Genomic DNA, 22,072 nt, shown 5'->3' on the forward strand with positions numbered 1-22,072 from the left:
CGGTCTCTCTCCACTTGTTCAAACGGACCACCAAGGAGGAAGCAATGACCTACACCATCGAGCAGTACACAGTCCCCATGAGCTACGACGACCCCATACAGCCCGAACCCACATGGATGAGCAGCCCACACTTCTGGGACAAGGAATGGAAGACCGAGGCCGGAGCCCGCCGAGCCCTGGAGAAGCACCTCAGGATATGCAACGGAGACCCGGCGAAATATCGCCTGCGCCAAACGGTCTGACGGCCAAGGGCCGGCACCCTCGGGACCGGCCCCACATATTTTTAAAGGAAAAGGCCGGGGGTCGATACCCCCCGGCCTGAACGCGACAAACGCAAATCCGCCACGCACGGCCAGTCTAACACGGTCCAAAACCCCGGGACGGGAGCCACACCACGTGCGGCTGCGGCGCGACGCTACGGTGCGCTGTGCCGCGCCGGGAAGATCCTTGAGGGGGAAGACGGGGAAGGGCCACGATAGCCTTGCCGCACGGCGCCCGCCACCGCCAGAGCCCAGCCGCCGAACCTAAAAAGTGTCGAATTTTTTGGCCTTCTCGGCTTGCATTATACCCGAATTAGGGTATAATGGTAAGTGTCGGGAGGGAGACCACCCGACGGGCGTCGATACCGCCCTACAGACAAACGCAACAGAAAGAGAACCACCATGGAACAAGAGCCGACAATTCTCTCCATTCACGCGATGGGGTGGGACGAGACATATACGGACATCGGCAGCTGGCGCTTCCGCACCCGCTTCCGCGACCGGAAGGGGCGCGCGGTCATTCTCCACGCAGGCCTCATGGCCCCCGTGGAAGCGTCCGACCCCGTGGTCAAAAGCGCCGGCGGCCCCGAGGCCGCAGGCCGGCCCTGGACCTACACGGGATTCGTGACCGACGCCTGGGAGGACACCGGCGGCGCCAACGACCAGAACGAACGGCGGCTGCGGCAATGCCAGGCGACTGTCGAGACCGCCCGGGACGGCGCCGGCCATGAAGTGCCGGTGCACAAGATCAACCGGGATTCGCTCTTCCCCTACTCGCGCGCAGGCCTGCTGTCATATGTCAACAAGCAATTCGGCACAGGCTTCACGGCCGTCCGCCTGCTGCCCCTCGGGCGCTGAGCCGAGATGAAACGGGCCGCCTGCTGGAACAGGCGGCCCACGCCGGGCACTCACGCTGGAACCAACCAGGCCACGCGGACCGCCGACACCCACAGCATAACAGCAGACAAAGGAAAGGACACGCGTACATGCCAGACGACAAAGCGCCCAGCGCGATGACCCGAATCCGAGAAGCACAAGGGCTCACCAGAACCGGGCTGGCGAGACGCATGGGCATCGCGCCGCAGAAGATACACGACTACGAGACCGGCATACGCCCCCTCCAACGGGTCGGCGCCGGCCAGGTGCTCAAAATCGCGCAAGCCCTGGGCTGCACGGTAGAGGACCTGCTCGACGACTGACCCCCCCCCCCCCGGCGGACACCGTGCTGGAACACGATGGCCGTCAAGGGCAGACCAACGACACAAAACCAACCAGGCCACGCGGACCGCCGGCGATACCGGCCTTCCCGACGCGACGAAGCGAACCGAAAGGCAGCACAATCATGACCACCACAACCCGCACCGTCACCAGCGCCCCCAACGGGCAAGGACCCCGAGGTCGGACCTTGCAAAAGGCCGCCCGCATCGAAGACATCAAAATCACCGCCGGCATGATCATCGCCACCCTGGCGCTGGCACGCCTGGAAACCATCACAGGATGCTACTAGGGCGGGCCAAGGAGGCGGAGCATGTACTCGATCACCGTGCAAATCGAAAAACCGACGGATCAGCTCACGGAACAGGACTGGCAGATGGTGCAGACCGTCAGACTGCGCAAACGCGATCTGATAGACCCCAATGACACACGGGAGGTGTCCAAGCTGCGCACACTACGTTCCATACTCGACGCCCACTGCGACCGTGACCCGATCTCCAACCGAGTCAGCAACAAGGCGTGCGTGGCCTACGGGTTCGGCCTCCAGGACGCGCGACAGATCAGCGCGATCATGCGGCGTGCGGGCTTCGACTCCTGGCCCGACCGGATGATGCCGCACCTGAACGCCGTAAGCGTGACCATCACACTGGCCACCCGCTACTAAGGGACGGCGGCCGCAGCCCCACCGGCACTACGCTGGTGGCGCACGCGGCCGCCGCGCGCTGTGCCATGCCGGGAAGATCCTTGAGGGGAAGACGGAGGGAGCGATGGCCACCGCCGCGCGACTTACGCCACCACCTGAGACCCAACCCCAGAATGCTCCAAAAAATGTCGGAATTGAGGACTTTTCGGCTTGCTTTATACCCTAATTAGGGTATAACGATAAGTGTCGGGAGGGAGACCACCCGGCGGGCGTCGATACCGCCCAACAGAGAAACGCAACGACACGAAAACTGGTGACTACAATGACAAACACCGACAAATTCGCCCCACTGACGGCGGGCGAAATCTACCTCTACGACCTCGAAAACCTCCCCGTGGCGGAAGACGAAGACGGAGAGGAACTCTATGCATCCGACATGTACGGGCTCCCCGATACATTCGCAGACGCCATCTACAACAAGACGCACGGCATCAGACAATAGCCTCCGTCCCCCCCCCCCCCCGACGCAGTGGCCCCGGGCGGAGCGAAGGACCCACGGAGGGGGGTGTGGATGATTGTGGGGCTGCCGCCCCACGCCCCGCCGAGCTGAATCAGCTCGACCATGGCTGCTGCCGCGCGGTTTCCGGGCGCTACGCGCCCGGAAACCGCTTGCCTCTAATCAAGACATACCACCATGGGCGGCGACAAGGAAAACCCGGGGCACATGCACCGTCGCATGGGTTCTGGCCCGCCACGGCCAGCCGACGCACCGCAGCAGAAGTGCCAGGAACCAATCCAACCCCCGAGCGCTGACGCCAGGAAGCCCACAGGAGCGGAGATCGCACCGTACCCGGCCGAGACAGAATCGCCACCGGCAACAAGCCAGCAGTCACAGCCAATCAGCACATAAGGCATCAGTAAGAGCACCCAAACAAACACCACCTCCAACTACCACCCAGCAATCACAGCCCAGCAGCATATAGGACATCAGTAAGATCACATCGAGAACCCCAAACAACGTCCAATCCATAGCAATGCACCTCTTGCACTCACATGCCCCGAAAAGGTCCGAAACGCTGGTATGTTGGGAAAACAAACGGTGGCGCTGTTCAAATTCCTGAACCGGTTCAACGATTCGAGAGAATGAGCCGTCCGAAGGCCGGGCCCAATCGCAGGGAAGGGGAGTAGCAACCAGACATGGAAATCAGAAAATGCGAGTTTTGCGGCAAGGTCTACCTGCCGAAACGTGACAGCGGGCGCCCTCAAAAATACTGCTCGGTCCAATGCCGTGAGCGCGCTAAAAGCCGGAACAGGAACCGCAAAGCGGCCGAAGCAGACATGCTGCGGGAGGACAACGCGCGGCTCAGGCAGACCATGGACCAGCAGGAGAGGGCGCTCCAGTCCTACCAGGACAAGACCGGAGAGGAAGCACAACTCAGCAGGAAATTGAACCTACTGGTGAGGAAGGCAGCCGATGATCTGAGTCTCCTGCTGGAAACAGGAGTGCTGACGGTCAATCGCTTTCATCCACGTGCGGGGTTGCTCCATAAGCACAGCGACTGGCTTCGTCTCATGCAGGAATACAGCGGACGAGAGCAAGACCTAATTGAGGAGCAACGCCGGTTGATCGAGAAGACCAGGACCACGCATAGGAGTGAATACCGGCGCGCGGTCCGCGAAGGCAGGAGCGGCACATACCTGGACGCGCTGAAAAAACAACAGGCCAAAGAGGCGCGAGAGGTCAACGGCCAATGCAAGCAATACTGGGCATGGTATGAGCTGAACGATCTGAGGGACAATTACAGGCAGATCCACCATTCGGGAATCGGCACCGACGCCCCGGAATTAAACCAATACCTGCATATACTGAGTGCCGCAAGCCAGGAGAACAGCGACAGCGAGGAAGAGGCGGGCAATGGCACACGATGCAGGCAAGATTCAGGACGAGGACGATCTCAAGATAGAGCAGCTGGAGCAGGAACTCAAACGGCGCAGAGAGCTGAAGCGGCGAAAAAGCAACGCCTCCAAGAACCTTGAGAAGCACCAGGAAGAGATAAGCAAGGCCATCAGCCGATACCGGGAACAGTACGAAGCATATCTCGAAGAGTTTGGGTGGGCGCCGGCCACCGCGACCCGAAAAGGGTTGAAGTCAACGGAAGCCGCATACAAGGAATGCCGCAGCGCTTTGGAGGCCCGCCGTATCCCATCGGTGGATCCGATGTCGCTGCAGTCGCGGCCGGATGCAGACAGCACGCCGGCCGGGCTGTTAGACAAAACCGACGGGCACCCATTAGAGGAAGATAGGGCCAGCGCAAGGGGCGGCGTATACACGGAGTGATCCCATGGCCATGAACGTTACCAAGCTGAAGGCGGGCACCAGCACGCGATACTTCGCCTCCACCATTAAAGAGGTCATCACCGACCACGGCGGTGGCATGGCTGACTATTACAATACAACCGGTACGCCCCCCGGTGTGTGGATGGGTAATGCGCTCGACACGATCGGCGTGCATGAGGGCGATACGGCCAGCAAGAATGACGTCACCAAGGTCTACGACCTTATGCGCAACCCGCGCGACGACCAGCGCCTTTCACGACACAGCGACAAGGCTCTCAAATCCGGTCAAGTCGTAGCCGGCTACGATTTGACCTTCTCTCTGCCAAAGAGCGTCAATATACTGTGGGCCAGCGGCGACGAGCATGTGCGCAGGACCATCATGGCATGCCACGAGGAGGCCATGCGCGAGACGCTTGCCTCCTTCGAAGCCGGACAGGCATACTCCCGCAAAGGGGCGGGAGGAGTGGTCAAGCAACGGGTCGATGGCATCATCGCGTGCAGGTTCACGCATTGGGACACGAGGGACCACGACCCCCACCTGCATGACCATGTGCTGGTTTCCAACATCGCGCGGCGCGAGGATGGCCAGTTGGGCGCTTTGGACGGCAAGGCGCTGTACACCGCCGGAGTGTCGTTGAGCGAGCAGCATACCAATCTGATTATGGACAAACTCACCGAATCGCTGGGCGTGCAGTGGCGCCGGCGCGACACCGGCGATAGTAAGGCGAGTGTGTACGACCTGGTGGGCATCGACGACCAGCTGATCGGCGCTTTCAGCCAACGCCGCCTTCGCGTCGAACAGGAGCGGGACCGGCTGACGGAACAAGCAAAAGCGAACGGTGTGCCGTTGAGCGAGGCGGTGCTGCGCCGCATCGACCGCCAGGCATGGAAGGCCACACGCAAAAGCAAACCGAAAGAGCCCGAAAGCCTGCACGACCTGATGGGCAGATGGTCAGGGCAGATGCGCGGATACGGCATCGACCCCGCAATGCTGGTGGAGGATTGCACGGGTCGTGATCGGCGCACGCTGCGCCTGGAAATGCTACTGGCCGGCACGAAAGGCGCAGGTCTGGACGTTGAAATCGGACCTCTGCTGGACGATTGCCTGCGGGACGACGCGGCACAAGACCCAGCCGAAGGCGGGGCGTTGGAACGCCTGCACGAGGATGCGAAAAGCGGTGTGACCCTGATTAGCGAGGGCCGGATACGCGCTGCGGCCGAGCGTCTGACCCGTGGCATCAGGATCCGCCCCGGTGAACGCGGTCGGCTCACCGACGCCCTGGTGGAACAGGAGCGCGCACGCCTGGTTGAACTGACCCCTGGACGTTATCGGCTGACCGACCGGCAGGAACGGGACCGGCAACTGGGCCTGGGGAACGGACGAGCGGTTACCGACTACGAGGAGGGTCGGCTCTACGCCACCCAAGAGCTGATCGACGCCGAGAAACAGTTCATCGAACTGGCCGGAAGGCATGATGCAAAAGCCGGCCTCTGGAACCATCTGGCCATAGACGAAGCGATCCAGGAGTCCCAGCGGGGCGCGAAGCATCCGCTGGCGGAAGATCAGCGGGAGGCTGTCGGGACCCTGCTGGCCGGCGACACGATGATCGCCGCGCTCAGCGGGCCCGCCGGCGCAGGAAAGACCACGACGCTGCGCGGCTTCGCTGACGCGGTGCGCCTACGCGAGGGCGAGGGGCGTGTCCTGGCGTTGGCTCCGACCAGCGCCGCTGCCATCGAACTGGGTGCCAGCCTGGACGCGCCGGCTGAGACCATGGCCAAGATCCTTTACGAGCGGTCCACCGGCCACACCGACAACCTTCTGCGCCGGGCCTGCGACCAATACGAACGGACCGCCCCCGGTGCGAAGGGGCGCCGCCAGGCTTTGCGCGAGCGGATCAGCTCATTGGACGCTCAGCTGAAGGCCATGGAGATCCCGCAGGACGGGTATGTGATCGTGGACGAGGCCGGCATGGCGGACACGCCCAGCATCACCCGCCTGGCCGAGTTGTGCGCGGCGCACGGCGCGAAGATGATCATGGTGGGCGACGACATGCAGCTGGACACCCCCGGCGGCGGGGGAGGCGCATTCACCTGGATGGTCGAACATGGTAGATGCGCTAAACTCACGAGCATTTGGCGTTTCAACGACGAGAACGAGGCGGGACGCAGCTTGCTGCTGCGTTCACGTGAAAAGGACGGAGCAGGAGAGTACCTGGCCATCGGCTCCTATGAGAGCGCCGGGCACGTGCACGCCGGCACCGCGGACCAGTTGGAGGACGGGCTGGTGCGCCGGATGGTCGCCGACCTGCAAGAGGGGAGGGATGCGCTGCTGATTGTGGGCAGCAACGAAGGGCTGGCCGACCTCAACGAGCGAATCAGCCGCACTCGTGCCGAGCTTGGCCAGGTGGACGCGGACGAAGCCCGGCGCACCGACCTGAGCGATGGCTCGACCGCCGGCGCCGGCGACATCGTGTGCAGCCGGCGCAACGCGCGGCGACTGACCACCAGCAAGGGGCAATACGTGCGCAACAACGACCTGTGGATCGTGGACCGGGTGGACGACGGCTCCCTGGCCTGCCACCGCAAGGGCGATCCTGGGGACCAGGTGGTGCTGCCGGCCGCCTATGTGGGCGAGCACACTATAGGCGGGTACGCGGTCACTCCGCACCGCGCCCAGGGCAAGACCGTGGACCGTGGTTACTACTACCTGCCGGCCGGCGCCACCCAAGCCAACTCGGCCACCATGTACGTAGCGATGACGCGAGGGCGCGAAAGCAACGACGTGTATGTGGAGACCAAGGCCATCGAGGACATGATGGTGGGCGACCAGGAGACCTACGAACTCGCCGAATACAAGCAACGCATCCGCGCCGACCTGGAAGACAAAGGCCTCAAGGAATGGAAGGGCGAAGGCCCCAACCCCAGCACGAAAATCTGGTACGCCGAGGACGACCTGCTGCCCACGCCGGCCCAGCAGGCCAGGTGGCGGCTGCACGAGGTCATGGACCAGGCCAAGGGCGGTCACTTCGCCACCGAATGGGCCAACGCCTACGACAAGTCCATGCACAGCCTGGAACGCCTCGACAACGAGTGGCGCCACTACGCCCAGGTCACCGCCGAACGCCAGCTGACCGCTTTGATTGGCGAGGAACGGGTGAGCGCGGCCAAGCAGGAGCCCTTATACGCGCAGACACTCTCCGCCTATGGCGAGGCCCGGCAGATACGCCCCACTCTGGCCGACAGCATCGCCAGGACCGTCGGCAAGGAGGACATGGAACAAGTGCGCAACCGGTTCAGGCACGAGATCACGGACGACGGGCACGGTAGGCAGGATTGGCTGGCAGGCCGCTACTACAGCGTCAAGATTGAGTCGGACGCATCCCCGGACGTGGCCGACGCCGCCGACATGATGGACCAGGCGCGTGGCATGATTGACGTTGCCCTGCAGGAGCGAATCCGCGAAGCCGCCGACCCTATCCTGGCCGAACCCTGGATGAAGGCCTTGGGCCCCGCCCCCGCCGAGGACAGTCCCAGACGGCAGCAATGGGAGCGTGCGACGCAGGAGATAGCCGCATACCGAGCCGCCCACCATATCAACGATGACGTCCACCCCCTGGGCAAAAGCCGGCCGGGTGACGGGTGGCAGACCCGTATACAGTCCCGCATCCAGGCCTACCAGCACCCTGTCCGTGACCCCGGGGCGTTGGGCCGGGTGACGGCGCCGACAGGCATGCCGGCCAGAACCGAGCGCGCGATACGCGCCGGCCGGGCCATCATCGTAGCGGGGAAGGACGGGCCGCAACCGGACGGATACGTGCGGGTGGGCGGCAGGGACGTGGATGGTTTCGCCCAGCGGGTGCGCCAGCTCACCGCTGCGTCGGCAAGGATAGCCGTGGACGCCTCAGACCGCGAACGGGTGGAGGCCGTGTGGCAGGCGTTGACGCCGGTCGAGCGCGGCCAAGCCACAGCAATCGAGCCCGGCGGGCATGAACGGCCGCTGTGGCAGGTGAGGGCGCACACGGCCCAGGACGAACTCGGACACAAGGGGCTGATCGAGACAGTGGACGGACTGGACGACGACTCACGCCGACAGGCCATCGAGCAGATCGAGCGCGGCATGCAGGACGATCAGCTCTCGTCATCGTCCTCTTCCCCCTCCCAATCGATGGGGCCGACGCCCTCGCCGTCCATTGAAGTCGAAAGCGCCGGACCGGAACCATCGGGCGTCTGACCCTGCTCCTGGAACCCTTGCGGCGGTTCCGACCCCTGGTAGGCCTTTCCGCCGTCGAAGGTGGAAAGCCCCTCATCGGGGTAATCGTCAGCGTCTTCAGACGAGCCTTCGTCTTCGAGAGCAGGCGTGGAGACATCGAACGGGTAATACTCCAGAGGGGCTAGCCCTGAGTTTTCCTCTGCATTGCGCCGATCCACCGTCCTGGCGGTGTACTCGGCAGCAGTGGAGTGCTCGTCCGCTTCACCACCGGCCGGCAGTTCTTGCAGATAGGCGGCCATCATGGCCAGGGCAGACTGTTCGTCCTGCCAGAACCTGAATTGCCAACTCGACAGTTCGGGGTATACGATTGTCTTCTTCGATGGCCCCCCTTTCGGATTGGGTTCGATATGGAAGTGGAGGGCAAAAGCCGCAGCATACGCGGTGCGCAAAGCGTCCATTATCGCGAACAGATAGCCGTGACGGAACCAGCAGACCGGAAGCAAGGTGTCTAATCGCGGATCAATTTGGCAGAGCATTTCCGCAAATTCGATTGTGGCTGTAGCAGTCAAGGCATCGCGTCCGCGTCTATGAAACGGGTAAGGCGGCCGGGCCAGATTAAGGTTGCTTCGGCCCGCAGGGAGCGAAAACGGGTTATTGGTCATTGCGCTGTCCCTGTGTCCGGCCGCCTGGCTGAGGCGCTCTAGCGGCCTGCTGAGGTGTAATGTCGGCGGCGCATCGTTGCCTGAGGCTGTCGTATTGCTCGATGCGGCGCACCAGCCGGCTGAAGCGTTCTTTCCCACCGGCTTTTCTGGTTGGTTCAAGGGTGTACCCCATCCACTCTGAGCATGAGGCCGGTTTACTGCGTTCGTCCTTGAGCCATCGCCTCACGGGGCGGTATGAATCCTCTGTTTGACTGATCTGCCCAGCCAATGTGTCGCCCGCGGCCTCCCACATGGCTTTTTCCCAAGACCGGTAGGCGGAGGCCAAGCTGCTACGGGAGGCGGCCGCTTGAGCTGATGATGTCGGTGGGGATGCGAGGATTTGTTTTGCCTGATCAGTCAAGGACTGCTCGGCGGTGCTGTAGGGGCTTGTGGGGTCGGATTGCTGCGGCTTGATGTAATCCTGAATGGTCAGTCCGTTCAGGCCGGAGCTAGAGGCCAGCAGCGTGTTCATGGCTGCCAAACGTTCCTTCGCGTAGGATACGGTCGATGACCGCCAGTCTGCGCCGTCCGGCGCCGGCGCTGGTGTCGGGGCGGCCGTGGGGGAGTGCCTGCCCGATGCCGGTTTCGCGGACTGGCCGGCGGCGGGCGATGGAGCTGGTTGGTGGGCCCCTGTAGGGAGAATTCCAAGGATCCACAATAGAACGCACAGCCCTACTCCGGCGGCGAGGTAAACGAGTGTGTCGCGCAAGGGATGGCGGCTGACTGGAGGTAGTGGTTTGGGTTGACGATTCCCGGGCTTTTTGAACAGGTGTGGTTTGTGCTTCATGATAGAGCACTCTCCACGTTGTGCAGGTATCGGTGCCCAGCATCCGGATCCACGGCGGTGCCGCTCACCCACCCGCGATTCCAGAACGGGGTGAGCTCGACGGCAGCGGCGGGGTCGCTGCCGGTTATCAGGATTGCTCGGTCCTTCGGTATGCGACGGATTTCGTTGGGTTTGAGCGCCACCCGCGTCTCCCGACGTTCCATGGTGGATCCCAGACTGGCGATCAGGCCGCCCTGGAGAGGTGATTGCCAAGTCTTCTCCCGGTAACGTTCGTCATGCTCTCCGGTGAGTTCGCTTATCTCGCGCAGCGTGGCTTCGGTCGAGGCGCCGCCCATGATGATCTTCTGGGCGTTGTCGTACATCTGCTTCTCCTCACCCTCCCCGAAAGATTTGCGCATCTGGTCCTTGGACTGCGCGAACGCCCATGCCCAGATGCCTTCTCCGGTTCCCGCGGTGAACAACTGCGGCAGCCCCTCCCAGGGCGTGGTGTTGGCCACCTCGTCAAGAATCATTGATAGCGGCGGATCCAGCTTCCCGTAACGGTCCTGCGCTGCAAGCCTGCGTACCGTGTCGCGGGCGTCCTGGAGGAACATATTGGCGAATACGGCGACCGAGGCCTCTGCTTGGCCAGCAGTGCTGCGCAGCGGTGACAGCAGATACACCGTATCCTGCGATTGCACGAACCCGGTCATGTCGAACGCGGGGCCGGGCTGAGGCTTGAACCACTCGCGCACCGAAGGCAGGGAAAGGGCGCCGAAGGCCGTCGTCACCGACAGCAGTTTGTTGGATACCGACCGTGGGTCCTTGTCCTGCGCCAGGGACGCCAAGGGTGCCGCGAACAGGGCAGCATCCCGATCGCCATTTCTCTGAAGGATCAATCTGGCGGTGTTGATGCCATCCATACCCTGGGACCACTTGTATACGGTATCCAGACCTTTGCCGCTCACACCGCCGGCCATGAGCAGGGCTTGGACGATGTCCACCCCGATATGGGCCCAGATCTGGTTCTCGGCGGACAAATCGGCGGAGCTCACCAATGCGGCGGCCATGGATCTGGCTGTATTCGGGTCAGTGCAGGAGCTTACGGGGTCCCAACGTAGGCGATAACCGTCGAGTGAATGGTCACTGCCCAGCACGCCGGCGGGATCGAAAACCCACACTCTCCCTCCGCGCATGTTCGGCCGTCCACCGTCGCAGTCCGTTCTATCTTGTGTGGTGAATCCGTCCCGGCGGGCATTTAGGGTGGCATCGATGATGTCCCGTCGTGAACTGGTGGCGATGACGGCACCTGGGGCTTCCATGATGGCCGGGATGACCAGACGGGTGGTTTTGCCTTGACGGGTCGGTGCCAGCACGTAGACGGGCCTCTCGCTGGTTACCCATACATCCACACCGTGGCTGTTTCCGAGCTTTATACCCAGAGCACGAGGGCTTATGCCATGGCCGCGCGTCCTTGGGTCCGAATCCAGCTCCTCGCGCCGCCGTTGCAACGCAGTATTCGCGTCCTGCGACAGGTGCCAACCTGATAGTCTTTTGCGGACGCCGGCACGGCCCATGAGCCAAGGCAACGTATCCAGATGATCCGCATCCTGTTGGGGCGAATCACGGTAGCAAGCCCAGAAGAACACAGCCGCGCCAACGTTGGCGATGAACGCGATGAAGGCAAGAAGCACAAGCAGCACTGAACGGGCCAACAGCGAAAGCAGCAGCAGCAGGACCGGGGGAATCAGGCACAAGCTGGCCAGCATCCTGCGTGCCTGGACACCACCGGAGGAAAGGGCCCGCACAGCAGCCGTATGCTCTTTGAGCAGGAAGCCTGGCCGGGTTTTCAAGAACGCCTCCCAAAGTTCGATGACGGTCTGCGCCGCCTCCATCCGGTCTTCGGATACCTCTTCGTCATGCATGTCCGCTCCTCCTACGCTCGGTTCTCGTCGTTTCGCATGATGGTCGCCGCCGCCGGGCTGAAATAGGCCTGCACCACATCACGCACCTGGTCCCCCACGCGCCACAAAGCGCTGTACGGAGACAAAGACTCGATGGTCTTCACTTCCGCGACGGTCAGATTGCGCAGCAGACTCTTCATCAGCTCAAGGCTGGCTGCCGACTGCTTGTAGATGACCTGGGTGCCGGACAGTGTGAGGATCGAGTTGATTTTGTTACGGTGTTCGGTCCCCGCCTTGGCGAACTTGTCCAGGTCGGACAGCTCATGCAGCAGCATCCAGCTGGAGACACCCAAATGGCCGCTCATCCGCATACGGTGCTCCCACGCATCCACCAAGACCGGGTTTTTCAACAACTCGTGCCCTTCTTCGGCGATGATGATCCGGAACTGGCCGTCCTGGCGTGCGCAGAGGCGTTCCACGATTGAGGACATGGCCGCCATGTACAACTGCTTTTTGCGCTCGTTCTGGTCGTTGACGCTCCCTGTATCGAACACCAGCATTGGGCTATTGGGATCGATTTCGATGGTCGAATCGCACTCAAAGGCGCCGGACTCCACGCCAGTGACGACCTGGTCGTACAACAGGATCAGCGAATTGGCCGATTCCACGGCGGTCTGAGCGTCCAGGCCACGGAAATCATACGAGCGCACCCACTCGCTCTGCAGCAGATCCACGAACGTGATCAGTGTAGGGGTCCGGCCGACATCAAGGAAATGCCGGAGTGCGGCGGCGATGACGGCTCTCTCCGCGGAATCCAACCGGCGTTCCGGCCTGAGGACATGAGCGATGGCTTCCAGCGCGTCGCGCTGGATGCCCAGGACGGTCTTCCGCCAAGCCCTCATGTCCTGGCCGGTCGCAGGCTCTCCGGGGTCCAACGGATTGAGGTATGAGCCCGATCCCACTTGTATGACCTGGCCGCCGACGCTGTGCGCCACGGCCGCCCACTCATTGTTCGGGTCGCCTTCGATGATGACCTTGCGATTCCATGGAGGTGTGGTCTCTCTGGAACCGAAAGCCTTCAGGAACATGCTCTTGCCGCTGCCCATAAGGCCGGCCACCCAGGCGTTGACGCTGGTGCCGTCATGGCGATAAGGGCTCCAGGCGTCAAAATACCAGGGGTTCCCGTTCATGGTGCTCTTGCCGATCAGCGGACCGTCGAGCTCTGGATACCCGCTCACTCCGAACGGGTTCAAGAGCCCGGCGTCGGGGACGGATGTCATGTGCCATGGTGTGGCAGGCGCATAGCTTCTCAAAGAGAACCGGCCGGCCCTGTGAATCTGTGGCAGCCACTCGGTGCCGGTGTCGTCGGACGCAGCCGCACCCGCTGACGATTGGGGCAAGGAGGCTTGTACTTTCATCGCGGCGCGTTCGGCCCTACGCCGTCGTCGTGGGCGTTGTCCGGCGACTAGCCCCTTGCAGCCATACGCTCCATGCGTATCGAGCTCCGCGAGCTCGTTAATCGAGAGAATAGGCATGACCGGAGGCATGCCGTAGGTGCCTGACCTGGCATCTCCCACCGGGTTGTTCGTCTTGAACATCATTTCCGCCCCTCAAGTCCGAGAGGCAAGGCGCCGACCCAACGTGTCAGCTGCTGATCGCGTTGTCGGTCGAGATACATGCCTTTCTTCTTGAACAGGCGCTGGATGCCCTGATCGGCTTCATCAAGCGCCGACAGGTCATCGGCGAGGATGGTGGCGAACCCTTGGAACTGAATGTCGCCGCCGTTTTCGGAACTCTCTCGCTTGAGCCTGGCGATCGTCTGCTCTTCGGACTCGATTTTGTCGTCGTCGGGCCGGTCCAGCTTCCGGTTGAGCCACCTCATGCTGCCGGCCTCTTGGTTCTTGCGGTCAAAAGAGGCCTTCGCCTGATGCTCGGTTCTATGGTGGAACACCAATGTCAGTATTTGCTGCGAATCGGGAGATCGGGTCAATTCAGTCAGCCAGTCGGAGAATACCGGCAATCCCACAGGCCATTGGCTGATCCAGAAAGACCGGGCGTAGGAGGGGCCGACCGCCACATGGTCGGCCATTTCTCGCCATGAAGTCTGCACCGGCACGTCATCTGGCAGATTGCCCTGTGGGTCCAGCAGTTGATAGGCGTCGGGGTCGGTGAGGACCTTCATCTGCCCACGGACCTGCGCCGCGTTCATCCATGTGATCCCATCCGGTCTGACCCCCGTGCCGGCCAGCATTGAACATAGTTCGGAGACCCTTTTCGCCAGAAGCCGGCTTACATCCTCCAGGCTCGCCCGTGGTTTGGAGAAATTGACTTTGCTGGTGGATCTGGCTGAGGGGTCAATGGTGATGCCCAAGATATAATCATGCCGGATGGTATGGGCCAGGGGCCCGTCCTCCAGATACTCGATGTCCGCTGCGGCCGCGTTGCCCTCTGCTGCTGATAGGCCCGGGCTCTTCTCAACCGGCCGACGCAGCGCCCTCGCTTGCAGGGTCACGCGCACCACGTCCGGCTGGTCGGCCAAGGAGTGCAGCGCGGCGGCGAACTCGTCGGCGCGGGTGTTGCGGATATCCGCCTTGGCGAGCTGATCCGACTGCGCTTCCATCAGCAGTGGCGCGGTGGCTTGATTATGAACGCTGTCCCACAGGAAGCAGGCACCGTCCATCTCCCCGGTATTGACGACGCGGTATGTATTGACAGTCTCCCCCTCCTCGCCGGGAATATCGGCAAACGCTACCGTGGCGCCGGATGTGATCGGACTGAATGTGGCCTTGGTGGCGCCTGTCGCCTGTCTGAGCAGCAAGCCCAGGCGCAGGCCCGCCACCTGCCACATACTCAATCCCCGTACCGTAACCAGGTCCACGACAAGTATGGCAACGAGGACGAGGGTCGCCCAGGAAAGCACAGGTGCATGGGCCACGGCGGTGCGCAGCATGAAAACGGCTATCAGGATGCCGGCCACGACCGCCTGGTGCAAGGACCAAATGGCTACCGCCTTCTGCCTGAGCAGCGGTGCGAAAGTCGAGGAGTACAGCAACCCCTCTTCGCCATTGTCCTTCTCTGCCATCGACTATCATCCTTCCTTGTTAACATCGACATGAACGCGAACGTCCTGTTGGCCCCCGCCGCCCCTTGACGGAGCCGGTTGGTGGGGTTGTTCGGTCGCATTGCCTTCCCTTTTATCCGGGGCGGGCTGGCTTGCAGGGGGAGGGGTAACCGAGATTTTCGGCTCGCTTGCGGCCTCCCTGCTCTTGCCTGTGGGTGCATTGGGTGCCGGCTTTCCAACATCGTGCCCGACAGTGGGAACAGCGGTGCCACTCCCGCCGCCACGCGCAGCGATCGCGGCATTGATGACCGCTTGGACGCCAGCCGTCTTCGGCACAGCGGATGCCGCTGCCCCGACCGCCCGGGCAAAACGTTCGCGTCCAGTGGATTGCTTGGCCTCGGAATCGTCTTGGTGGGAGGACCCTATGCCTTTGTCTGCACCTTGCGAGGAAGGCGTAGCGGCACCGCTGCCGGGATCCACGCGCGGGCTGAACGCCGAGCTTTTTTGCCCGTCCGTGCCCGCAAGATGGCCGCCGCCCTCCGCGCCTCCGGACAATGCAGCACCTCCGGCCAATGAGGCACCACCGGTGGCTATCGCGCCGGCTACCTGGGCCCCTATCTTGACCGCTTGCTCCGCGCCCTTCTTCGTGGTGGTGACGGTCTTCCTGCCGGCGGAGGCAGCGTCGGCCAAACCACTGGCCCCAGGTAGGACCTTGAGCAGACGGTGCACAAGGACCCATGGGAAAACCGAGGACAAGACCATGCCTACGACTGCGGTTATGAACGTAATGGGGTTGTCGCTTCCGCTCGCCTCCATCAGTTTCCCGGTGATATAGATCAGCAGCCCACAGATCGGTTGATACAGGATGATGCCAAGTACCCACGAGAAGTATTCCTTGGCTTGGCGCGCTGTCTCCTTGCGGCCCAGCAGCATCCAGGCTGTGCAGACGAAACACACCGCTACGATTAAGAGGAAAGCGCGCGCCCCCATGCACAGTATGATGGATGCCGATGCAAGGACGATGATCAGCGCGAAAAAAAGCAGCAAAGGGCCGCTGACCATGCTCTTTATGGATCCGACGTTCAGGTCAGGCAGGTTCAAGGACTGATCGCCCTTGCTCATGTCCACGGACAGGATTCTGTCGGTCAGGCTCGATGCCATATTGCTGATCTGGATGAGTAGATACAGAGTGACGACCGTGAGCGGCCAGGCGAACATAGCCTGGCCCAGACTCACGAACATGTCGCCGACGCGCCGCGCCAAAGCGTTCCTGACAATCGCCACCGCTCCGGTGATGACCACGACATACAGCATGACACCGGCCAGTTTGCCCACCACGTCCTGGGCGACCTGCCATTGATTGTCGGTCAGGGCGCCGGATTGCAAAGCCAGTTTGCAGGCCTGCTTCCATCCTTCCACCGCCCCGTCGACCATCCAAGACAACAGGCCGTTGATTATCAGGTTGAACATGACGCCTCCGCAGTGACTCGGGTCAGGCGGCCAGGCCGACGAAGGTGGAGAGCGAGCCCTGCATCACCAGGGCTCCGGTCGCTGCCTTACTGGTGGTGAAAACGGGGATGCCGGACGCCCACCAGATGATTCCGCCGGCGGATGCGACGATCGCCGCGACTATCAGACACCCGATCATCAGGATCCAGCTGTAGTGCTGCATGTTGCCGGAGGAAAGCACCCTTGACGCAATGAATCCCACTGCTGCGACAATGAGCAGTATCACCAGGCACCAAAGCACCGTCCCCTGGAGCCCGCCGGCGATGTCCCTGAGCGTCGCATTCCAGGGGAAGTAGCCCATGTTCGGTTTAAGATTGCTCATCCCCCCGTCGTCGGCGGCCACCGCCCGGCTGGCAAGCAGACTTGTGGCGCCGGTCGTGGCGCCTGGGATTGATGTTGTCATCATTTTGTTTGTTCCTTTCTTGATGCTCTTATCTGCGATTCACCGGCGTCTGTGGCCCCGCGCGTATTCGCGGGTGTGCCGGGCTGTGCATGGTTGGTCTCCTCTCGTTTTCACCAGGGTTTGTGTGAGTTAAGCCAGTTGCCGGCGGCATGCCACGCTTGCGAGGTCTTGTCTTTGACTGTGTGCCCGACTTTGCCTGCGGTGTCCGCGACGGCGTGGATGCCGAGTTTTATGGTTTCTCCCCAGCCCAGGTGCTTAACCGTCTCACCGGCGCCTTTCACTGCGTCTTTCAGGCCGGAGAGCCCTTTGCCGATCCCGCCGAGTATGCCTCCCAGCCCGCCGATCGTGTCGCCGCCTGCAATCTTCCCGATTCCTTCGGCCGCGTCTTTGCCTGCGTCTTTGAAGTTGTTCCCGGCTTTGGACATGTCATCCGCGCCGGCCTGGCCTATCGTTCCTGCCAGGCTGGAGCTGCCGGCTTTCAGCTTCGATGCGCCGTCCGTCTGGATTTCCATGCCGCCCGGGGCGGGATTGACGTTGCTGACGCTCCAACTCTCCGCGGTCCCCATGCCCGCTATGAGCGCTGCGGCGATGACGCACGCCAGCATGCCGTATCCTGCGCGCCCGTTCTGCATGAAGAAATTGCCGCTGGTGTGCTGCGCGACGAACAGTACGCTCAGAATGATGAAGCCTATGACCAGAAGCCACAGTAACGAGCCGAGCGTGCCCGAGGTGAATTCCCTGAGGCTATCAGGCACCCACGAGAAGTCGGGTTTGGGGTTGATTCTCGCCGCGGGCATCAGTACCATCCCTTCCTTTGCCAGATGTCCCATGCTTCACAGGGGGTGTGGTATCTGGTCTTGATGTATTGCAGTCCCCACTTGATCTGTGTGGTCGCGTTGGTCTGCCAGTCGTCGCCCGCGGCCGCCATCTTGTTGCCGGGTAGTGATTGCGGGATGCCGTATGCCCCTGAACTGGCGTTCTGTGCGTTCCAGCGCCACCCCGACTCGTGTGTCCACATAGGTTCCAGGCATCCGTACTGGTGGCCAGGGTCCTCACCGGGGAAATACTCGCCTACCATGCGGCGCGCTATCTGTTTGGCCTGATCGGGCGAGGCGTTCGTGCCATCCGGGTTATCGCCAGCGGGTCCGCTGTCCTGGGGTGTACAGGCAGTCGGAGCATCGGCGCCATCGGTCGAAGCCCCCGACCCTCCCGTAGCTTTGGCTGATGGGTCATGGCGGTAGACCTGGTTCAGGCCGGGCGTCAGATAGGCTTCTATGCCTATCTCCTGGTCGTCTCCATGCCCCTGGTCTCCCGGCATGCCGTCGTCGATACCGCTGGGGTAGGCGTGGTGCGCGCCACCGAAAAGGCCTCCGCCCAGGTACACCTCCGTGTGCTCGGCTGGATTGACCACTACGTCGCCGCGCTTGAGCTCGGATTTCGCGTTGCGGTAATCACCGCTCCATGTCAGATGCGCGAACCCCAGGCGTTCCAGCACAGGACCCATCGTGAAAGTGGTGAACGGCCAGCCCTGCATCTGTCCGTCGAAGCCGGCGGACTTGGCTGCGAACCAGACCAGGGAGCTGCAATCATAGTCGGGATTGCCCTGGCGCCTGGATTGCGAATAACCGTGGGAGTCGTCCAGGGAGATCCGTTCCACAAACGTCGATATCCCCTCCGCAACCGGGTCGTCCGAATGCTCCGGCGGCCTGTAGTTCGCGTTATCGGCGGAAGCTCCACCCTGGGCGCCCGTACCAGTGGGACCAGTACCGCACGCAGAAGCGAACAAGGTGCCTATCAGCAATGACCCGAACAGGCAGACTATTAGTGAGATGGATCCCGCAACGAGATAGGGTGTGCTCTTCGACCCGCCGGTCATCGTCCCGCTCCGAACCACTCAGCGATGTTGGGTATGCGAACGGGGAAGAACGCTGCGATATGGTGGGTGGCCAGCAGCACCACTGATAGCAGCGCCACGGTCACAACCGCAGAGAAGAAGAATATGGCCGCATATCTGAGCGTCAGGCTGCCGGAACGGACGATTAGGGCCGCTGATAGGAGGGAAAGGAACATCAACAGCGCAAAATAGCCGACAACCGCCCAAGGCGACCATGAATTGACCAAGGTGCTCAACGCCTCTACGGCGTGGCCCAGAAGTCCGTCAGAGCGCATAATCGACACACCCCTCTCAAACTTTCATCTTGTCCGGCAGAAGGCACACGGCGACAAGAGGCACGGAACAGGCGAGCCAGACGAAGAACGAAGTGACCGTCGCAGCGTAAGTCCACAATTCAATGCCACGCATCGCGACCAAAGGGACCATGGACGAGAAACAGCAGGCGAAGCACACGAACAGCAGGATTGTCCAAGCGATCCAGGTCGGCACCCCGGCCCCTCTGACCCGGCGAACCGTTGCGGGGCAGACAAAAGCAAGCCCGAACAGGATCCATGCGACTAGCGTCGCTTCGGCCGAGACGGAGCCCGCGTACATGCACAACGCGGCCAAGGGGCAAGATATGGCCGCGAAAGGCAATAGGACGGCCCAATACCGGCCCCGGGTCATGGTGTGGCCGGGGCGATACGGGCGCCAGGAAGACAGGATGGCGCGAAGCCAGCCGGGTGACCGTCTGCTGCGGCCGCTAGCCCTACGCCACCTCATGAAACCACTTCGAGCTAGTGCCTGCAAGGTGGGCGAACGCCTCCAGCTCCTCCGGCCTGAACCGCGACAACCCACTGAGACGGCGCCGCAAAGTCGTTCTGGAGATGCCCATGACCTTCGAAAGCTCATCCTCGGTCATGTTCAGACTCCGCATGAGAGAGAAAACACGTCCTTGAATTCCCCTCAATTTCAGAGATTTTTGAGTCATAACCTATATCCTTCTCTCGATATTGCTAGTATAAAAGGGAAATCAGCCTGCTGGGGGCATTGCGGCGTACAGTCGTTGCCCATGACAGGCAAGGACGACGCGGGGCAGGATCCAAGATTCGCAAGGATCGACGTATTGGGTGAGGAACTCAAACAAGCGCTCATCGACGGGCGAATCGACCTCCGGGCCGCCAACACGCTTACTTGGCTTTCCCCGGCTGAGCAAAGGGCAGTGGCGCATTGGCTCGATGAACACCCCAAACGGCACATCGGACCCATCACCGCAAGGAAACTGGTCCGCGAGAAAGGCAAAGGCAGGCGCATTGGCTCCAAAACAGTCGAAGAACTTCTGCGGCCCAGCGAAGGACGCGCCCGGCCACATTGGGTACAGGTCCCGACCAGCAAACTGCCTAAAGGCCTTACCAGGGACGAGGCCGAACAATGGTTGGATCGTGCCATCGAAGCATACAAACAACAGGGAAAGCACCCGGACTGACCACGTCGAGGCTCCGCTATGAACATGCGGGAAAGTACCGGTGGTTGGGCCGGATACCGGCTGATGCCGGACCGGAAGACGGCCAAGAGAGCCATCATCCATAGCATCCTCGGCACCACGCCGCCACTCCCCGCGCCGGCCGCCCCTTCCACGAAGGTCATGGATAACGGCACCGAGCTGGTCGGTTCCATCCAAGGGGATGCAACAGGTCCGGCCCTCTGGAAGAGGCTCGCCGTCGTCGTAATGGCCGGCGTTCTCTTGACCGCAGGCGTCGGCGGCACCGTGACCGCCTGCTCTAACGCGCACGCCGCGAACGCCGTGCGGGATTGCACCTCTGCCCGACAAGATTTGACCGCGGCCGGACGAGAGTACAAGCGAGCCGTCCGCCAATGGCAAACCGTGAGCTCGAAATTCAATGTATCCGGGAAAGATGGCGGTGCGGCCGCTGACATACCCGAAAACCCGCCGGCCTGCCCCGTTGATGGGAAGGCCGCGAAACAGCGTGCGTCCGAGTACGCCGGGAAAGCGGGAAAACTCCGGGAAGAATCGGGCAAGCTCAACACCCGGGCGAGTTCCATCCAAAGGGATGCAGCACACGACGCCCTGAAAGCCAAACGTGATGAAGCGCAATCCACGCTGGAATCCAGCAAAGGGAAAGTCGTCGACGAGAACACCCGGGAGAACTTGCGTAGAAGCATTGCGGCGGCAGACAAAATGCTCGAAGGGAAACACGGAAAGACCGAACATCTTGAACGGGAACTTGCTCCTATGCAAACGGCCATTGAGGCCGTCCGTGCGAGCGTGCAGGCAAAATCCGATCAGGAAGCAAAGGCTGTCCAAGAGCAAGCCGCGCCGCAACCCCAGGCCCCGACCCAGTCTCAAACCATGCCGACCACGCCGTCTCCGACATATCGGCCGACCACGCCGTCTCCGACATATCGGCCGAACCCCCAACGGGCACCTCTCGGCGGTAATGCCCCTGCGGCGCCTACCCCCAACCAAGGTTGGTCCGTCCCTGCCCCGTCGCACGACGAAGGCGGTCTGCCCGATCACCTGTGACGGCCATTCCTGTCGCCGTGTTTTGGATTGAGTGCCGGCGGGTAGCATCATTTTGTTGGTTCAGCTGGCCGTGTGCCGTATTTCGGCGCGCATCCAAAGGGCGCCCAGGGCGCAGGTGGCGGTGATGACGATGGCCAGGCAGGCTTGGAAGGGGAGCGTCTCCCCGATGAGCCGCAGGGCCAGGCGGAGCAGGGTGGCCAGGAGGCAGTAGCCGGATCCGCTGACGGCGGCACAGGCGAGCCAGACGACGCCCACAGGTATCCCGCGGCGGGGATGCGGGCCCGCGTGCGGGCCGGCGACGGGGGTGTGCGGCATGGAGTGTCCTCTCCTCGCGGCCGCCGGTCATCCTGGCCGGCGGCGCAGTCGGAAAAATAAGGGAAGGGGGTCCCGCCGCGTCGGCGCCCTGGGGATGGGGCGCCGGCGCGGCGGGGCCGGATGGGACGGGTGACGGGGGGAAACCGGACCCGCCCCGGGAAGCCCCGCCGACAGAAGGGGAACCAGACCGGCGGGAAGTATAAGGGGCGGGGCACTGGACGCGCCCCGCCTGGGATCACCTTGCGGTGTGGTTGTCGCCGTCGATGACCTCGTGCCAGGGGTCATCGCCGGCATAGCGGGCTGGGTCCTCGTCATGGGGCATGTCGGCA

22 protein-coding genes are annotated in these 22,072 nt (G+C 62.4%); 10 read left to right on the forward strand and 12 right to left on the reverse strand.

The annotated features are described in order from the left end of the window. The 8 genes from CRD59_RS06955 to mobF form a co-directional block, all read left to right on the forward strand. Nucleotides 1–242: hypothetical protein (locus tag CRD59_RS06955; protein ID WP_236632782.1), on the forward strand; the 242-nt coding region annotated here is incomplete at its 5' end. A 420-nt stretch (nt 243–662) separates the two neighbouring features. Beyond that, nucleotides 663–1,118, forward strand: coding sequence for a hypothetical protein (locus CRD59_RS06960; RefSeq protein ID WP_127920965.1), 456 nt, complete (start codon nt 663–665; stop codon nt 1,116–1,118). Nucleotides 1,119–1,246: 128 nt separating this feature from the next. Next, on the forward strand, nt 1,247–1,459 hold the full coding sequence (locus tag CRD59_RS06965; protein WP_113853966.1) for a helix-turn-helix domain-containing protein: 213 nt from the start codon (nt 1,247–1,249) through the stop codon (nt 1,457–1,459). 143 nt (nt 1,460–1,602) lie between these two features. Next, the gene (locus CRD59_RS08000) at nt 1,603–1,767 is read left to right on the forward strand and encodes a hypothetical protein (RefSeq protein ID WP_161522312.1); all 165 of its coding nucleotides are present in this window, start codon (nt 1,603–1,605) and stop codon (nt 1,765–1,767) included. A gap of 21 nt (nt 1,768–1,788) precedes the next feature. Then, a complete protein-coding gene (locus CRD59_RS06970; RefSeq protein ID WP_113853967.1) occupies nt 1,789–2,139 on the forward strand; it encodes a hypothetical protein in 351 nt (116 codons plus the stop codon). Between the two features lie 292 nt (nt 2,140–2,431). Beyond that, nucleotides 2,432–2,620, forward strand: coding sequence for a hypothetical protein (locus CRD59_RS06975; RefSeq protein ID WP_127920966.1), 189 nt, complete (start codon nt 2,432–2,434; stop codon nt 2,618–2,620). A gap of 695 nt (nt 2,621–3,315) precedes the next feature. Next, nucleotides 3,316–4,155, forward strand: a complete 840-nt coding sequence (locus tag CRD59_RS06980; protein ID WP_127920967.1) for a hypothetical protein — start codon at nt 3,316–3,318, stop codon at nt 4,153–4,155. A 305-nt stretch (nt 4,156–4,460) separates the two neighbouring features. Further along, nucleotides 4,461–8,687 (forward strand): MobF family relaxase, encoded by a 4,227-nt coding sequence (mobF, locus tag CRD59_RS06985; RefSeq protein WP_113853970.1) that lies wholly within the window; start codon nt 4,461–4,463, stop codon nt 8,685–8,687. Here the strand turns inward: mobF and CRD59_RS06990 are convergent. The 11 genes from CRD59_RS06990 to CRD59_RS08395 all read right to left on the reverse strand — a co-directional run bounded on the left by CRD59_RS06990 (nt 8,585) and on the right by CRD59_RS08395 (nt 19,874). Further along, the gene (locus CRD59_RS06990; protein ID WP_127920968.1) at nt 8,585–9,328 is read right to left on the reverse strand and encodes a hypothetical protein; all 744 of its coding nucleotides are present in this window, start codon (nt 9,326–9,328) and stop codon (nt 8,585–8,587) included. The genes mobF and CRD59_RS06990 overlap by 103 nt on opposite strands. Then, nucleotides 9,318–9,848 carry a hypothetical protein gene (locus tag CRD59_RS06995; RefSeq protein WP_161522313.1) on the reverse strand — a complete coding sequence of 177 codons (531 nt, stop codon included), beginning with the start codon at nt 9,846–9,848 and terminating at the stop codon, nt 9,318–9,320. The genes CRD59_RS06990 and CRD59_RS06995 overlap by 11 nt, the downstream gene beginning before the upstream one ends. Before the next feature lie 302 nt (nt 9,849–10,150). Further along, a complete protein-coding gene (locus CRD59_RS07000; RefSeq protein ID WP_113853973.1) occupies nt 10,151–12,058 on the reverse strand; it encodes a type IV secretory system conjugative DNA transfer family protein in 1,908 nt (635 codons plus the stop codon). Between the two features lie 11 nt (nt 12,059–12,069). Further along, nucleotides 12,070–13,638 (reverse strand): ATP-binding protein, encoded by a 1,569-nt coding sequence (locus tag CRD59_RS07005; RefSeq protein WP_127920969.1) that lies wholly within the window; start codon nt 13,636–13,638, stop codon nt 12,070–12,072. Continuing rightward, nucleotides 13,635–15,119, reverse strand: coding sequence for an SCO6880 family protein (locus CRD59_RS07010; RefSeq protein ID WP_113853975.1), 1,485 nt, complete (start codon nt 15,117–15,119; stop codon nt 13,635–13,637). The genes CRD59_RS07005 and CRD59_RS07010 overlap by 4 nt, the downstream gene beginning before the upstream one ends. A gap of 6 nt (nt 15,120–15,125) precedes the next feature. Continuing rightward, a complete protein-coding gene (locus tag CRD59_RS07015) occupies nt 15,126–16,568 on the reverse strand; it encodes a hypothetical protein (RefSeq protein ID WP_113853976.1) in 1,443 nt (480 codons plus the stop codon). A gap of 22 nt (nt 16,569–16,590) precedes the next feature. Continuing rightward, complete coding sequence (locus tag CRD59_RS07020) at nt 16,591–17,013, reverse strand: hypothetical protein (RefSeq protein WP_113853977.1); 423 nt, start codon at nt 17,011–17,013, stop codon at nt 16,591–16,593. Nucleotides 17,014–17,120: 107 nt separating this feature from the next. Further along, nucleotides 17,121–17,840 (reverse strand): hypothetical protein, encoded by a 720-nt coding sequence (locus CRD59_RS07025; protein ID WP_127920970.1) that lies wholly within the window; start codon nt 17,838–17,840, stop codon nt 17,121–17,123. Beyond that, the gene (locus tag CRD59_RS07030) at nt 17,807–18,886 is read right to left on the reverse strand and encodes an aggregation-promoting factor C-terminal-like domain-containing protein (RefSeq protein WP_113853979.1); all 1,080 of its coding nucleotides are present in this window, start codon (nt 18,884–18,886) and stop codon (nt 17,807–17,809) included. The genes CRD59_RS07025 and CRD59_RS07030 overlap by 34 nt, the downstream gene beginning before the upstream one ends. Next, a complete protein-coding gene (locus CRD59_RS07035; RefSeq protein WP_113853980.1) occupies nt 18,883–19,179 on the reverse strand; it encodes a hypothetical protein in 297 nt (98 codons plus the stop codon). The genes CRD59_RS07030 and CRD59_RS07035 overlap by 4 nt, the downstream gene beginning before the upstream one ends. A gap of 473 nt (nt 19,180–19,652) precedes the next feature. Further along, nucleotides 19,653–19,874 (reverse strand): helix-turn-helix domain-containing protein, encoded by a 222-nt coding sequence (locus tag CRD59_RS08395; RefSeq protein ID WP_113853982.1) that lies wholly within the window; start codon nt 19,872–19,874, stop codon nt 19,653–19,655. An 81-nt stretch (nt 19,875–19,955) separates the two neighbouring features. On the opposite strand from CRD59_RS08395, the gene CRD59_RS07050 reads away from it, so the two are divergent. Together CRD59_RS07050 and CRD59_RS07055 are read left to right on the forward strand one after the other, a co-directional pair. Then, a complete protein-coding gene (locus CRD59_RS07050; RefSeq protein ID WP_127920971.1) occupies nt 19,956–20,369 on the forward strand; it encodes a hypothetical protein in 414 nt (137 codons plus the stop codon). A gap of 18 nt (nt 20,370–20,387) precedes the next feature. Beyond that, the gene (locus tag CRD59_RS07055; RefSeq protein ID WP_113853984.1) at nt 20,388–21,428 is read left to right on the forward strand and encodes a hypothetical protein; all 1,041 of its coding nucleotides are present in this window, start codon (nt 20,388–20,390) and stop codon (nt 21,426–21,428) included. A 60-nt stretch (nt 21,429–21,488) separates the two neighbouring features. On the opposite strand, the gene CRD59_RS07060 is transcribed toward CRD59_RS07055, so the two are convergent. Continuing rightward, nucleotides 21,489–21,683 carry a hypothetical protein gene (locus tag CRD59_RS07060; protein WP_127920972.1) on the reverse strand — a complete coding sequence of 65 codons (195 nt, stop codon included), beginning with the start codon at nt 21,681–21,683 and terminating at the stop codon, nt 21,489–21,491. Nucleotides 21,684–22,072 lie beyond the last annotated feature (389 nt).

The organism is Bifidobacterium xylocopae, from assembly GCF_003315615.1.
GTDB lineage: Bacteria > Actinomycetota > Actinomycetes > Actinomycetales > Bifidobacteriaceae > Bombiscardovia > Bombiscardovia xylocopae.

Excerpts from the sequence above, each read along its gene's own strand:
- CRD59_RS06960 (WP_127920965.1), top strand. The coding sequence starts at position 663 with ATGGAACAAGAGCCGACAATTCTCTCCATTCACGCGATGGGGTGGGAC.
- CRD59_RS06965 (WP_113853966.1), top strand. The coding sequence starts at position 1,247 with ATGCCAGACGACAAAGCGCCCAGCGCGATGACCCGAATCCGAGAAGCA.
- CRD59_RS08000 (WP_161522312.1), top strand. The coding sequence starts at position 1,603 with ATGACCACCACAACCCGCACCGTCACCAGCGCCCCCAACGGGCAAGGA.
- CRD59_RS06970 (WP_113853967.1), top strand. The coding sequence starts at position 1,789 with ATGTACTCGATCACCGTGCAAATCGAAAAACCGACGGATCAGCTCACG.
- CRD59_RS06980 (WP_127920967.1), top strand. The coding sequence starts at position 3,316 with ATGGAAATCAGAAAATGCGAGTTTTGCGGCAAGGTCTACCTGCCGAAA.
- mobF (WP_113853970.1), top strand. The coding sequence starts at position 4,461 with ATGGCCATGAACGTTACCAAGCTGAAGGCGGGCACCAGCACGCGATAC.
- CRD59_RS06990 (WP_127920968.1), bottom strand. The coding sequence starts at position 9,328 with ATGACCAATAACCCGTTTTCGCTCCCTGCGGGCCGAAGCAACCTTAAT.
- CRD59_RS07000 (WP_113853973.1), bottom strand. The coding sequence starts at position 12,058 with ATGCATGACGAAGAGGTATCCGAAGACCGGATGGAGGCGGCGCAGACC.
- CRD59_RS07005 (WP_127920969.1), bottom strand. The coding sequence starts at position 13,638 with ATGATGTTCAAGACGAACAACCCGGTGGGAGATGCCAGGTCAGGCACC.
- CRD59_RS07010 (WP_113853975.1), bottom strand. The coding sequence starts at position 15,119 with ATGGCAGAGAAGGACAATGGCGAAGAGGGGTTGCTGTACTCCTCGACT.
- CRD59_RS07015 (WP_113853976.1), bottom strand. The coding sequence starts at position 16,568 with ATGTTCAACCTGATAATCAACGGCCTGTTGTCTTGGATGGTCGACGGG.
- CRD59_RS07020 (WP_113853977.1), bottom strand. The coding sequence starts at position 17,013 with ATGATGACAACATCAATCCCAGGCGCCACGACCGGCGCCACAAGTCTG.
- CRD59_RS07025 (WP_127920970.1), bottom strand. The coding sequence starts at position 17,840 with ATGGGACATCTGGCAAAGGAAGGGATGGTACTGATGCCCGCGGCGAGA.
- CRD59_RS07030 (WP_113853979.1), bottom strand. The coding sequence starts at position 18,886 with ATGACCGGCGGGTCGAAGAGCACACCCTATCTCGTTGCGGGATCCATC.
- CRD59_RS07035 (WP_113853980.1), bottom strand. The coding sequence starts at position 19,179 with ATGCGCTCTGACGGACTTCTGGGCCACGCCGTAGAGGCGTTGAGCACC.
- CRD59_RS08395 (WP_113853982.1), bottom strand. The coding sequence starts at position 19,874 with ATGACTCAAAAATCTCTGAAATTGAGGGGAATTCAAGGACGTGTTTTC.
- CRD59_RS07050 (WP_127920971.1), top strand. The coding sequence starts at position 19,956 with ATGACAGGCAAGGACGACGCGGGGCAGGATCCAAGATTCGCAAGGATC.
- CRD59_RS07055 (WP_113853984.1), top strand. The coding sequence starts at position 20,388 with ATGAACATGCGGGAAAGTACCGGTGGTTGGGCCGGATACCGGCTGATG.